Genomic DNA, 13439 nt, shown 5'->3' on the forward strand with positions numbered 1-13439 from the left:
AAATGGCAAGACCTGCAACGAAAATAGATTTAGAGTTTTTAGCTAAAGAAAATTACCAAAAGTTACTTTCTTTGATAGAAACACTACCTGAGGGGCAGCGAGAAGACTCCTTTCCAGAAGGTACAATGAATAGAAATATTCGCGATGTTATAGGACACTTATATCATTGGCATTTATTATTCCTAAATTGGTATGAGGTAGGAATGCGAGGTGAGAAACCTAAAATACCTAAAGAGGGTTATACTTTTTCTGATACTCCTAAACTCAACCGAGAAATATGGGAGCAATGTCAAAAAGTATCACTTGCTGAGATACTCTCCCTTTTTGAAGCTTCTCATAATAAAGTGTTTCAACTTATACAGAAACACTCAGATGAAGAGCTTTTTACCAAAAAGAAGTATCATTGGACGGGTACAACCTCACTTGGCTCTTACTTAGTTTCGGCAACATCAAGTCATTATGATTGGGCTTTAAAACTAATTCGCAAATCAATAAAAAGAAATAATTAACTTATTCATTAAGAAAATGAGTTTAAAAAGTAAATTAAATACATTAAAAGAAAAGTATAAAGGAACTAAGATGGAGACCACTTTCAATGCGCTCCACACTTTCCTTTATACGCCTAATGAGGTAACTCACGGAGGTACCCATATTAAGGCTGCCGACGACCTAAAACGAACAATGAATATGGTGGTTTTAGCACTCATTCCTTGTTTGATTTTTGGTATTTTCAATACAGGTTACCAGCACGAAGTGGCTTTTGGTCACTTAACGCATCCTGCTGAAGGCTTAGCTTTCTGTAGTGGTGATTTTTGGAGCTGGACAAACTTCTGTATTGGTTTTATTAAAGTACTTCCTTTAGTAGTCGTTTCGTATGTGGTAGGTTTGGGCATTGAGTTTATCTTTGCTACTATCCGCGGTCACGAAGTAGAAGAAGGATATTTAGTAACTGGTATGTTAGTACCTCTTATCGTTCCTATAGATATTCCTCTTTGGATGCTTGCTGTGGCAGTAGCCTTTGGAGTAATCATTGGTAAAGAGGTATTTGGGGGTACAGGTATGAATATCTTAAACCCTGCACTTACCATTCGCGCTTTCTTATTCTTTGCTTATCCTACTTCAATGACAGGGGATAAAGTATGGGTAACTGGCGTATTAGGTCGTTCTAAAGAAATCGCTGCAGGTGCAAACTTAGATGCGGTTTCAGGAGAAACTATCTTAGGTAACTTGGCACAAGGGCACTCTATTCACTACACCGATTCTGACCTCCTTTTCGGGTTTATCCCAGGTTCAGTAGGTGAAACTTCTACAATTCTTATCCTCTTAGCAGGTTTATTCCTCATCTATACCAAAATCGCTTCTTGGCGTGTAATGGTGAGTATGTTTGTAGGAGCTTGGGTAATGGGATTAATTTTCAATACTTTAGCGCCAAATATGGTAGGCACTTCATTCCACGCTATTTGGAGTATACCAGCTTATCAACACTTGCTCATTGGAGGTTTAGCATTTGGAGCTGTATTTATGGCTACCGACCCAGTAACCGCAGCACAAACAAATACAGGTAAGTATATCTACGGATTCTTAGCAGGTTTCATAGCAATTGCTATCCGTTGCTTCAACCCTGCTTATCCTGAAGGGGTAATGCTCGCTATCCTATTGATGAATGTACTAGCTCCTACTATCGACCACTTTGTAGTACAAGCTAATGTATCTCGTCGTAAAAAACGTTTAAAAACAGTTACTAAAACCGCATAAATTATGGCAGTAAAAACAGAAAGTAATTCGTATACAGTGATTTTCGCCATTATAATGGTGGTAATCGTAGGAGCTTTGCTCGCTGGTATTTCATCAGCATTGAGCAGTGATATCAGTAACAATAAAAAGTTAGAAAAGAAACAAAACATTCTCTATGCTATGGGAGTAAATCACAACCAAGGTGAGCTTGGAGGAGGTAAAGTAGAGTTTCTTTCTACCACTGATGCTGAAAAAGAGTTCCCTAACTATGTGAAAGAACAATACCTTATCAAAGGAAATACCGCTGAGAAAGTAGAAGGTGTAAACGACCTTATCAACTTCAACGGTCATCGTGAAGGTCTGCCTCTTTATGTAGGTGAAAAAGATGGAACTACACTCTATATCATTCCCGTAAATGGACGTGGTTTATGGGATGCTATTTGGGGATATATAGCCGTAGATAAAGATCTTGTTGTACGTGGCGTTTTCTTCGACCATAAAGGAGAAACTGCCGGTTTAGGGGCTAATATCAAAGAACGTTTCTTTATGGACGACTTTATTGGGGAACACCTCTTAGATGCTACAGGTAACTTCCAAAGCATTCAAATTTCAAAAAGCAATGGCGACCCTGAAAACAAACGTAAAGAAGATGGTAAAGTAGACGCTATCGCTGGCTCAACCCTCACAGGAAATGGAGTACAAAATATGATACGCGATGGCTTAGAGCCTTATATATCCTATATTAAAAGTTTAAATAAATAAGACTATGGGACTATCAAAAAAAGATACAAAATTAGTAACTGACCCTTTATGGGATAACAACCCCGTAACGGTACAAGTGTTGGGTATCTGTTCTGCTTTGGCAATTACAGCCCAACTGAAAGCCGCTATCGTAATGAGCCTTTCCTTTACCTTTGTACTTGTAATGGGTAACGTAACCATTTCTTTGCTTAGAAATGTAATACCACCTAAAATCCGTATCATCGCTCAGCTAATTGTAGCAGCTGCTTTGGTAATCGTGGTGGACTTTGTGCTTAAAGCCTATGTGTACGACCTTAGCAAACAGCTATCAGTATATGTAGGGCTTATCATTACCAACTGTATTTTGATGGGACGTTTTGAGGCGTTTGCCTTGGGTAACCCTCCAGGAAAATCGTTCTTAGATGCTATTGGTAATGCAGGTGGTTATTCTATCGCTTTGCTTATCGTTGCTTTTTTCCGTGAACTATTAGGTTCTGGTACTTTGCTCGGTTTCCAAGTATTAGGAGACCCTATCAAAAAAACGGGAGCTTATGCATTAGGCTATGAGAACAACGGTTTTATGTTGTTAGCACCTATGGCTTTGGTAACCTATGGTATAGTAGTGTGGGTACAACGCTCACGTAACAAAGCCTTGATAGAAGACAGTCATTAATCATTTAAAAAGAAAAGAAAATGTTAGAATATTTAACACTGATTTTTAAATCAATATTCGTTGAGAATATGATTTTCGCTACCTTCTTAGGTATGTGTTCGTACTTGGCTGTATCTAAAAAAGTATCTACTGCCATAGGCTTAGGAGCTGCCGTTATATTCGTACAAACTCTTACTGTACCTATGAACTGGCTACTTAATGAGTACATACTCAAAGAGGGTGCTTTGCGTTGGTTAGGCGAAGAGTACGCTAATTACGATTTGAGCTTCCTTACTTATATCTTGTTCATTGCTACGGTTGCAACAATGGTACAGTTAGTAGAGATTATAGTAGAGAAATTCTCACCATCTTTGTATAACTCATTGGGTATCTTCTTACCTTTGATAGCGGTAAACTGTGCTATCTTAGGGGGGTCTCTCTTTATGCAATCACGTGCTGAAGTAATTCACTCATTCGGTCTTTCAGTAGCCTATGGAGTGAGTTCAGGATTGGGTTGGGCTATCGCTATCTTAGCATTGGCTGCTATTCGTGAGAAAATACGTTATTCACACGTGCCTGCACCTTTGCGCGGCTTAGGTATCACCTTCATCATCACAGGTCTTATGGCTATCGGCTTTATGAGCTTTGGTGGCATGCTTACAGGTGGTAGCAGCAAAAAAGAAGAAGCTAAAGAAGCTCCTAAACAAGAGACTACTATCCAACAAGAAGTTAAAACTGATAAATTAGCTCATAACACAAAAGATTTAAGCAATGATATTAGCAAGTGAAATATTAACAACTATTGCAGTAACGGTGATAGGATTATTAGTTGTAATCCTATTGTTGGTTGCTATTTTGCTTTACGTAAAACAGAAACTAACCCCATCGGGACCTGTAAAAATTACTATCAATAACGAAAAAGTAGTTGAAGTGCCTCTTGGAGGTTCACTGCTCTCTACTTTAGGTAACGAAAAGATTTTCTTGCCATCAGCTTGTGGTGGTAAAGGGTCTTGTTTACAATGTGAATGCCACGTATACGAAGGTGGGGGAGAAGCACTCCCTACCGAAACTCCTCACTTTACTAAAAAAGAATTGAAAGAAGGAGTGCGTTTGGCTTGCCAAGTGAAAGTAAAACAAGATATGAAAATTGGGGTGCCAGAACAAGTGTTTGGTATCAAGAAATGGCAAGCTACTGTAGTGCGTAACTACAACGTTGCCTCTTTCATCAAAGAGTTTGTGGTAGAAATCCCTGAGGATATGGACTATAAACCAGGGGGATACATCCAAATTGAAATCCCACCTTGTGAGGTAAAATACTCCGATATCGATATCACTGCACACCCTGTAGAACACCCAGGTGAACCCGATAAGTTCAAAATGGAATGGGATAAGTTCAAGCTATGGCCATTGGTGATGAAAAATACTGAGCCTGCTGAACGTGCCTACTCTATGGCTTCTTACCCTGCTGAAGGACGTGAGATTATGCTAAACGTACGTATTGCTACCCCTCCGTTCGACAGAGCTAAAGGAGGTTGGATGGACGTAAACCCTGGGGTTGCTTCATCATACATCTTCTCTCGAAAACCAGGTGATAAGGTAACTATCTCAGGCCCTTATGGTGAGTTCTTTATCAACGAATCTAATGCAGAGATGTTATACGTAGGAGGGGGTGCAGGTATGGCGCCTATGCGTTCGCACTTGTACCACCTATTCAAAACCTTAAGGACAGGACGTATTGTAACTTATTGGTATGGAGGTCGTTCAAAACGTGAGTTGTTCTATGTAGAGCATTTCCGTGAATTAGAGCGTGAATTCCCTAACTTTAAGTTCTTTATCGTGCTTTCTGAACCACTACCAGAGGATAATTGGAAAGTGAAGAAAGATATACACGATACCGAAGGTGATGGTTTCTTAGGATTTGTTCACAACGCTGTAATTGAGCAGTATTTGAGCAAACACGATACCCCAGAAGATATAGAATTGTACTTCTGCGGTCCTCCAATGATGAACAAAGCTGTTCAGAAAATGGGGCAAGACTTTGGTATGCCTGATGAAAACATCCGTTTCGACGACTTTGGTGGTTAATAACTACCTACATTATACAAAAATCCGACTTAGTAATAGGTCGGATTTTTTTATGATATAGAAAAAGTTTCTTTTCGTTTTTTATAATTATTGTCAACATAACAATATTTTTTTATACTAATAATTTTTTGTGCTGGATTAGTACAATGCTTAAAAGTTTTTATATTACTTAGCTAATAATATAGAATATATATTAAACCACTGTTGTCTATTTAAAATTAATAATTGTTCTTTGAAATATAGTTAGTTATATAATTTCTGAATTAACGGATTTGATTTCATTCCTTTGTAGAACATCATAAGATTGTGTATGTGCATCAAGATAAAATTGTTTTCGTTCAGTTAGTCTCATTTCTTAACAGAAATCATTTTAATTATCTAGTTCGTAATATGAGAGTGATAAGTATCTCAATTTCTTCAGCTGTTCAAATCAGTTACTTATACTCATGTTTGGTCAACTTAGTAATTGTTAAAGTCTTTGTGACCTGATAGTAGCAATTAATGCTCATTAGAAAAAGAGTTATCATCTCGGATTTGGTAAACATGAAACTAAGAGTGATCTTGCAAAAACAAATCAAAACCGAGATTATTATATCTTCGAGGATTTTGCTTACTTCCTTATTAATGAAGTTAGAAGTAAACGCACTATAGATATCTTTAAGTTAGGAGGCAATATGTATGCTTTTGATTGAACTACTATAAACTTATGTTTAGATGTATTTTGGTAGGCTAAGTTTCGTAAATATAAAGGATAGATCAAGATACATGCCCTCTATGATATTGAAAATCAAAAGGCAATGATCTTTAATGTTACAAATGCCAAAGTAAATGATGTAAATGCTATGGATATAATTCCTTATGAGATAGGTTCATACAGAGGATACAATGACTTCAAGCATCTCTATAAAATCAAAACATTAAACTCTTTCTTTGTTGTCAGATCCAAGAAAAACTCTCAATATAAATGTATTAAATATAAACGTCGATTTCCGAAGAACATATTGCCTGATGCAGAGATTGAATTGATTGGATACTATCCTCATCAATACTATCCAGAATCTCTCAGGCTTATTCGTTATTGAGATAACGAGTCGAACAAAGAGTTTACCTATTTTACCAATGCTAAACATCTAACGGCTTAACAAATTGCAAAACTTCATAAAAACAGATGACAAGTTGAGTTTTTCTTTAAATGTCTCAAATAAAATCTCAAGATCAAAAAAAATCTGTGCTGTAAGAATATAAATCTATGCAGCTATATCTGCTTACTGTTTAGTTGCTATTATACAATATGATATGAAACTTAAGAGAAGTGATTATAAACTCCTGCAGCTATTCAGTATTTCGTTGACAGATAAAACTCCTTTGAGAGAACTTTTTGACAAAACTATATTCATAATAACAAAGAACGAAATAGTTCAGTGGAACATTATTATTTAACTTTGATTAGTGTCATTTTTTATTGGACACTAGTGATATTTAACAAGAAAAACTATCTTACCATAACTTAGTTCTTTAGATAAAACCATCCTTTGAGATTTTGAGTTTGTTGGTTTTCATCTTTATATTCAATGAAATAAAAGTAAGTATTAGAAGGTAAAGATTTTAAAGTTTTTTTGTACTTTCCTTCAAAAACATTGGTTTCATTATTGTAATTAAAACACTCAAATACTTTTTTAGCATCTTTACTGAAAATTAGAACTTTGTTATTAGGGTACTTTTCAATGCCTAAGATATGAAAATAGTCATTTTTATTATCGTTGTTAGCTGAAATACCATTGAAAACCTCTACTTTGTGGGTTACTTTTATAGTGACAGTAGCAGAACTACAATGTTCAGGAAAATTATCTGAACATAAGTTGTAAACAAAGCTATCAAAACCAATAAAATTATTATTAGGCTGGTAATATATGGTGTTATTTTCATTAAGAACTGCAATTCCTTTAAGAGGAAAAATAGTTATAGTAGGTGTACTATTATAGGTAGTATCATTATTGAGTATAGGAATTTCTATAGGGATATTCATAAAAGTTGTAATATTATCATCTATGGCTATAGGAGTTAGAGAGATTCCTATTGAGGTAGGAGTAGTTACAGTAGGAGTAGTTACAGTAGGAGTAGTTACAGTAGGAGTAGTTATAGTAGGAGTAGTTATAGTAGGAGTAGTTATAGTAGGAGTAGTTATAGTAGGAGTAGTTATAGTAGGAGTTATAGTAGGAGTTATAGTAGGAGTTATAGTAGGAGTTATAGTAGGAGTAGTTACAGTAGCTACTACATTTATAATTACAGTAGCAGTAGCACAATGTTTAGGATTAGTTTCTTCACAAATACTATATACTAAAGAGTAAATTCCAACAGGTATGTTAGCAGGGATAATAATCTTTCCTCCTAGTGCTATATTAAGAATGTCTTTACTAGAACCTGATACAATAGATAAATTAACAGTTTCATCAGTGGGACTAGCAGTGCCCAGTTGGTCATTGTCAAATATACTACCAACAAATTGTTTTTCAGAAGAAGTAGTAATAGTATAAGTGTCATTTTGTGCAATAAGAGTAGGAGTTTGAGTGGTAGGAGTTTGAGTGGTAGGAGTAGTTACAATAGCTACTACATTTATAATCACAGTAGCAGTAGCACAATGTTTAGGATTAGCTTCTTCACAAATACTATATACTAAAGAGTAAGTTCCAATAGGTATGTTGGCAGGAATAATAATTTTTCCTCCTAAGGCTATGTTAAGAATATTTTTACTAGAGCTAGATACAGATAAATTAACAGTTTTATCAGATGGAGTAGCAGTGCCCAATTGGTCATTATCATATATACTACCTATAAATTGTTTTTCAGAAGAAGCAGTAATAGTATAAGTGTCATTTTGTGCAATAAGAGTAGTAGGAGTTTGAGTGGTAGGTGTTTGAGTAGTAGGTGTTTGAGTAGTAGGTGTTTGAGTAGTAGGTGTTTGAGTAGTAGGTGTTTGAGTAGTAGTAGGAGTCTGTGTAGTTACAGAAGCAACTACATTTATAGTTACAGTGGCAGTAGCACAATGTTTGGGATATGCTTCTTCACAGATACGATACACTAAAGAGTAAGTTCCTACAGGAGTGTTGGCAGGAATAATAATTTTTCCTCCTAATGCAATATTAAGAATATTTTTACCAGAACCTGATACCACTGATAAATTAACAGTTTCATCAGAAGGAGTAGCATTACCTATTAGGTCATTATCATATATACTACCTACAAATTGTTTTTCAGATGAAACAGTAGCAGTATAAGTATCATCTAGAGCAATAAAAGTAGTAGAAGTTTGAGTAGTAGGTGTTTGAGTGGTAGGTGTTTGAGTGGTAGGTGTTTGAGTGGTAGGTGTTTGAGTGGTAGGTGTTTGAGTGGTAGGTGTTTGAGTGGTAGGTGTTTGAGTGGTAGGTGTTTGAGTGGTAGGTGTTTGAGTGGTAGGTGTCTGTGTAGTTACAGAAGCAACTACATTTACAGTTACAGTGGCAGTAACACAATGTTTAGGATAAACTTCTTCGCAAATACTATATACTAAGTAGTAAGTTCCTACAGAGGTGTTGGCAGGGATAATAATCTTTCCTCCTAAGGCTATATTAAGTATGCTTTTACCAGAACCAGATACAACTGATAAATTAACAGTTTTATCAGAAGGAGTAGCATTACCTATTAGGTCATTATCATATATACTACCTACAAATTGTTTTTCAGATGAAATTGTAATAGTATAAGTATCATCTAGAGCAATAAGAGTAGTGGGAGTCTGTATAGTAGGTGTTTGAGTAGTAGTAGGAGTAGTTACAGAAGCAACTACATTTACAGTTACAGTGGCAGTAACACAATGTTTAGGATAAGCTTCTTCGCAAATACTATATACTAAGGAGTAAGTTCCTACAGGGGTGTTGGCAGGTATAATAATCTTTCCTCCTAAGGCTATATTAAGTATGTTTTTATCAGAACCAGATACAACTGATAAATTAACAGTTTTATCAGAAGGAGTAGCATTACCTATTAGGTCATTATCATATACACTACCTACAAATTGTTTTTCAGATGAAACTGTAATAGTATAAGTATCATCTTTTACAATAAGAGTAGTAGGAGTTTGAGTAGTAGGAGTTTGAGTAGTAGGAGTTTGAGTAGTAGGAGTTTGAGTAGTAGGAGTTTGAGTAGTAGGAGTTTGAGTAGTAGGAGTTTGAGTAGTAGGAGTTTGAGTAGTAGGAGTTTGAGTAGTAGGAGTTTGAGTAGTAGGAGTTTGAGTAGTAGGAGTTTGAGTAGTAGGAGTTTGAGTAGTAGGAGTTTGAGTAGTAGGAGTTTGAGTAGTAGGAGTTTGAGTAGTAGGAGTCGTTATAGTAGCAACTACATTTACAGTTACAGTAGCAGCTGCACAATGTTTAGGATCCGCTTCTTCACAGATACGATACATTAAAGAGTAAGTCCCAACAGGTATATTTGCAGGGATAATAATCTTTCCTCCTAGTGCTATATTAAGAATGTTTTTATCAGAACCTGATACAACAGATGAATTAACAGTTTCATCAGTAGGAGTAGAGGAACCTATTAGGTCATTATCATATATACTGCCTACAGATTGTTTTTCAGATGAAGTTGTAATAGTATAAGTATCGTCTAGTGCAATAATAGTAGTAGGAGCTGTTACAGTAGGACTTTGTGTATTTGAAATAGCTACTTTTTCTATAACATTAATCGTCACACTAGCCTCGCTACACTCATTAGGATTATCTTCATTACAAAGCTGATATACTAAAATATAAGTACCAATAGGAGTATTAGCAGGAATAGTTATCATCCCCGATAAGTTCATTATTCTTAGAGGCTCTCCTCCTATAACACTGGTAGTAGTAGATATAATTTTAGGCTCTAACTTTCTTCCAGCAAGTGTAATCCCATCCAAACTATCATTTTCATACACACTACCTACTAATTGTTTTTCAGATGAAGTTGTAATAGTATAAGTATCATTCTTTGTAATAAGAGTGATTTTGGGTAGGTTATTAATAATAGAATAATGTATCTTTAAATTAGTAGAAGCAATTGTTGTTGCAAAAATATTAAAGAAAAATAAAGAAAAAGCAAGAAAAAATGTAGATGAGGTCTTAGTTTGTGGTTGCATTACTCTCATAAGTATTAGTTGTTAATTTATGCTGCAAAGCTAATAATATTTTTTGAATCAAGCAAATAGAAAATAATATTTTTTTTGCAATAATGAAAAAGGGGTATCCAAAGACTTGAATACTCCTTTTTTTATAATTATTAACTTAAAGTGTGCCTACGACTGGATTCGAACCAGCACGCCCTAATGAGCACCACCCCCTCAAGATGGCAAGTCTACCAATTTCTCCACGTAGGCAAGACTTATTATGTGACCTGGCTGGGGCTCGAACCCAGGACCCCAACATTAAAAGTGTTGTGCTCTACCAACTGAGCTACCAAGTCTTAAAAAAATAAAAACAAATTGTATAACCTGTGACCTGGCTGGGGCTCGAACCCAGGACCCCAACATTAAAAGTGTTGTGCTCTACCAACTGAGCTACCAAGTCTTTTCATAAAATGAAAAACAAATTGTATAAACCCTGTGACCCGGCTGGGGATCGAACCCAGGACCCCAACATTAAGAGTGTCGTGCTCTACCAGCTGAGCTACCGAGTCAGGCCACGGTAACAAGTTCTTTTTCCTTGTTTGCGGGTGCAAAGGTATAACTTTTTTTTTTTCTATACAAGAAAAAATCATTATTTTTGCACTTTATTTTTTAATTATTTTTTCAATCCTTTGTTTAACAGTAGTTTATATATGAAAATAATTTTAATTGGTTATATGGGAAGTGGTAAAACAACCCTTGCAAAAGCTTTAGCAACTACTAAAAAAATCCCTTTTATTGATCTTGATGATTATATTGCAACACAAGAAAAAATATCAGTACAGAATATTTTTGCTACAAAAGGCGAGATTTACTTTCGTAAAAAAGAAGCTTTTTACCTCCAACAACTTTTAAACCGAGAGGATAATTTTATTCTCTCCTTAGGCGGAGGTACTCCTTGTTTTGGTAATAATATGCTTCTCATACAACAAGCCTTTAATACTCTAAGTATTTATCTAAAATACAGTCCTCATAGTCTTTATCAACGCTTAGAAAAAGAAAAAGGCCGTCCCCTTTTAAAAGGCGTTAAAAGAGAAGATTTAGAGGAATTCATTAGTAAACACCTCTTTGAACGTGCTCCTTTCTATCATCAAGCTACCTATACAGTTATTATGGATGGGCTCACTTTAGAGGAAAGTCTTCAGCAATTATTAAAGATTATGAATTCTTCACATCCTCATTTCTTATAAGAAGTAATAATGTCAAAAAATCTTTCAACTATCAAAATAAAAACAATTAGAGGTGCCTTTTAGGATTCATGATGAATAAAGATATTTTAAGATAAACTCCTAACATCTATAAAAAAATTAAAAGAATAGATTTTTCTGTTTTATTTGCAAAAAAAGAGTTTTAATTATATATTTTTTATTTCAATTTTCTATACTTTGCACTGATTAATTAAATAAAAAAAGCTGTCTGTTACAGACAGCTTTTTTTATTTAATTGTATTTTGATGGATAAAACACTTTATTCAGTATAACCAGGTGTTTGCTCAACAGTTTCATCTCTATTCATAACATCCTTATTAATAGGCCAAAGTACCTTATAAGCTTCTGTAGCTTCTTTTAATATAGGATGTACACTACCTGCTACTTTACCGTAGCTAGCCTCATTTGAGAATACAAGAGGCTTGCCTGCAGCATCTTGCAAGCGGAGAACATCAAACCAACGTTTTGATTCAGCTACAAACTCTTTATCACGTTCTTTCAAAATAGCTAACTCATTTTCAGCAAAAGTACCATTAGTATAGGTTACAGCTGATGAATAATTAGTACCATAAGCACGTTGTCTTATTTGATTAATGTAAGTTGAAGGATCTCCATTCTCTTTATTAACTATTTCAGCATACATTAATAATGCATCAGCATAGCGATATACAGGCATATCATCAGCATATACACGAGTACCAGCAGTGTTAATGAAACCAATGTATTTAATAAGTGCTAAACCTCTTCCTTTTGTTTTAGCAGAATTGCTGTAGAAAGATAAGAAAGTTTTTGCTCTACGTGTATCTGTAGCATCAAAAGCTTCAAATAGTTCAAATTTGTACTCATTAAATAAGTGACCTCCTTGAAGTTTTAAAGGGTCATTGTTATCAAAAGCATTTCCATTTTCATCGAATTTATTGTTAAAGTTAGATGGGTAGTACATAAATGAACTAAATGGAGTACTTGATTCGTTTTCTAAATTAGCCATAGCAAAGATAATCTCGTTGTTTTGTTTTTTCTTATAATCAAAAACATCTGAATAGTTAGGCATAAGGCTAAATTTGCCCGAATTAACTACCTTATCTAAGGCTGCTTTAGCAGTAGCTAAATCATTAACTGCAGGTCTTTGGTCGCCTGTAGTTACTTTAGCCGACCAAAGATAAATCTCTGCTTTTAGCATTAAGGTAGCATAATAGGACCAATGTACTCTATCAAAATTATTTACTTTATTAGAATCGGTAAAGTGAGCTTCCGATTTATTAATATCAGCCTTGATAAAGTCTAAAGTAGCTTTTGGAGTACTACGTGGGGTAAACAATTCTTTACCACTAGTAGGTGTATTATCTAATATCTCAGTGCCTGTTTTAATAGGTACCCCTCCGTAGGTTCTGTAAAGCCAAAAATAGTACCACGCACGCATCCCATACATTTGACCTAAATAGTAACTTTTATTAGCAGCGCTTAGGTACCCTGCGTCTTCTATATTCTTAATCGCATTATTGATGTTAAAAATATCTCCATAAAAACCAAACCAAGAACTGTTTTGAGGATTTTTAGCACTAATATTCTGCGATTTTATATCAGAATAATATAAGTTTTGATCTAATGATGAGGTGCCGCCAGGTATCATAGTGCCTCCACGTGCCTCACCTAATAACCAGTAGTTGAAGTTGTTGCCTCTAAAATAGTTATGAGCGCCCTCAATAGCACCTACTACCTGAGCTTCATTTTTCCAAAAGTTTCCACTACCATTATAATCTAAAGGGGCAAGGTCTAAATCATTACAAGAAGCTGTAAGCAATAGCCCTGCAGTAATTGTTATATATTTTAAAACTTTCATATGTTGCATTTT

9 protein-coding genes and 4 tRNA genes are annotated in these 13439 nt (G+C 35.1%); 7 read left to right on the plus strand and 6 right to left on the minus strand.

Annotated features, from left to right (window positions below):
- Nucleotides 1-2: 2 nt before the first annotated feature.
- The 6 genes from C4H12_RS02035 to nqrF are packed head-to-tail and all read left to right on the plus strand — an operon-like array spanning nt 3 to nt 5212.
- On the plus strand, nt 3-509 hold the full coding sequence (locus C4H12_RS02035; protein WP_106097443.1) for a ClbS/DfsB family four-helix bundle protein: 507 nt from the start codon (nt 3-5) through the stop codon (nt 507-509).
- 16 nt (nt 510-525) lie between these two features.
- Nucleotides 526-1755, plus strand: a complete 1230-nt coding sequence (locus C4H12_RS02040; RefSeq protein WP_106097444.1) for an NADH:ubiquinone reductase (Na(+)-transporting) subunit B — start codon at nt 526-528, stop codon at nt 1753-1755.
- A gap of 3 nt (nt 1756-1758) precedes the next feature.
- Nucleotides 1759-2496: a Na(+)-translocating NADH-quinone reductase subunit C gene (locus tag C4H12_RS02045; RefSeq protein WP_106097445.1), complete on the plus strand. Its 738-nt coding sequence runs from the start codon at nt 1759-1761 to the stop codon at nt 2494-2496.
- A 4-nt stretch (nt 2497-2500) separates the two neighbouring features.
- A complete protein-coding gene (locus C4H12_RS02050) occupies nt 2501-3148 on the plus strand; it encodes an NADH:ubiquinone reductase (Na(+)-transporting) subunit D (protein ID WP_095897812.1) in 648 nt (215 codons plus the stop codon).
- A gap of 20 nt (nt 3149-3168) precedes the next feature.
- Nucleotides 3169-3915, plus strand: coding sequence for an NADH:ubiquinone reductase (Na(+)-transporting) subunit E (nqrE, locus tag C4H12_RS02055; RefSeq protein ID WP_106097446.1), 747 nt, complete (start codon nt 3169-3171; stop codon nt 3913-3915).
- Nucleotides 3899-5212: an NADH:ubiquinone reductase (Na(+)-transporting) subunit F gene (gene nqrF, locus C4H12_RS02060; protein ID WP_106097447.1), complete on the plus strand. Its 1314-nt coding sequence runs from the start codon at nt 3899-3901 to the stop codon at nt 5210-5212. The genes nqrE and nqrF overlap by 17 nt, the downstream gene beginning before the upstream one ends.
- Before the next feature lie 1507 nt (nt 5213-6719).
- Here nqrF and C4H12_RS13680 read toward each other — a convergent pair.
- The 5 genes from C4H12_RS13680 to C4H12_RS02105 form a co-directional block, all read right to left on the minus strand.
- Entirely contained in the window at nt 6720-10364 is a 3645-nt protein-coding gene (locus tag C4H12_RS13680) for a gliding motility-associated C-terminal domain-containing protein (protein WP_164997587.1), read from the minus strand.
- Nucleotides 10365-10508: 144 nt separating this feature from the next.
- Nucleotides 10509-10592, minus strand: a tRNA-Leu gene (locus tag C4H12_RS02090).
- Between the two features lie 13 nt (nt 10593-10605).
- Nucleotides 10606-10678, minus strand: a tRNA-Lys gene (locus C4H12_RS02095).
- 31 nt (nt 10679-10709) lie between these two features.
- A tRNA-Lys gene (locus C4H12_RS02100) sits at nt 10710-10782 on the minus strand.
- Between the two features lie 36 nt (nt 10783-10818).
- A tRNA-Lys gene (locus C4H12_RS02105) sits at nt 10819-10891 on the minus strand.
- A 141-nt stretch (nt 10892-11032) separates the two neighbouring features.
- Here C4H12_RS02105 and C4H12_RS02110 point away from each other — a divergent pair.
- Entirely contained in the window at nt 11033-11569 is a 537-nt protein-coding gene (locus tag C4H12_RS02110; RefSeq protein ID WP_106099398.1) for a shikimate kinase, read from the plus strand.
- A gap of 277 nt (nt 11570-11846) precedes the next feature.
- Here the strand turns inward: C4H12_RS02110 and C4H12_RS02115 are convergent, their stop codons facing one another.
- Entirely contained in the window at nt 11847-13427 is a 1581-nt protein-coding gene (locus C4H12_RS02115; protein WP_106097448.1) for a RagB/SusD family nutrient uptake outer membrane protein, read from the minus strand.
- Nucleotides 13428-13439: the final 12 nt, after the last annotated feature.

The organism is Capnocytophaga sp. oral taxon 878, assembly GCF_002999135.1.
In the GTDB taxonomy this organism is placed as follows: Bacteria; Bacteroidota; Bacteroidia; order Flavobacteriales; family Flavobacteriaceae; genus Capnocytophaga.

Excerpts from the sequence above, each read along its gene's own strand:
- nqrE (WP_106097446.1), top strand. The coding sequence starts at position 3,169 with ATGTTAGAATATTTAACACTGATTTTTAAATCAATATTCGTTGAGAAT.
- C4H12_RS02040 (WP_106097444.1), top strand. The coding sequence starts at position 526 with ATGAGTTTAAAAAGTAAATTAAATACATTAAAAGAAAAGTATAAAGGA.
- C4H12_RS02110 (WP_106099398.1), top strand. The coding sequence starts at position 11,033 with ATGAAAATAATTTTAATTGGTTATATGGGAAGTGGTAAAACAACCCTT.
- C4H12_RS02045 (WP_106097445.1), top strand. The coding sequence starts at position 1,759 with ATGGCAGTAAAAACAGAAAGTAATTCGTATACAGTGATTTTCGCCATT.
- C4H12_RS02035 (WP_106097443.1), top strand. The coding sequence starts at position 3 with ATGGCAAGACCTGCAACGAAAATAGATTTAGAGTTTTTAGCTAAAGAA.
- C4H12_RS13680 (WP_164997587.1), bottom strand. The coding sequence starts at position 10,364 with ATGAGAGTAATGCAACCACAAACTAAGACCTCATCTACATTTTTTCTT.
- nqrF (WP_106097447.1), top strand. The coding sequence starts at position 3,899 with ATGATATTAGCAAGTGAAATATTAACAACTATTGCAGTAACGGTGATA.
- C4H12_RS02115 (WP_106097448.1), bottom strand. The coding sequence starts at position 13,427 with ATGAAAGTTTTAAAATATATAACAATTACTGCAGGGCTATTGCTTACA.
- C4H12_RS02050 (WP_095897812.1), top strand. The coding sequence starts at position 2,501 with ATGGGACTATCAAAAAAAGATACAAAATTAGTAACTGACCCTTTATGG.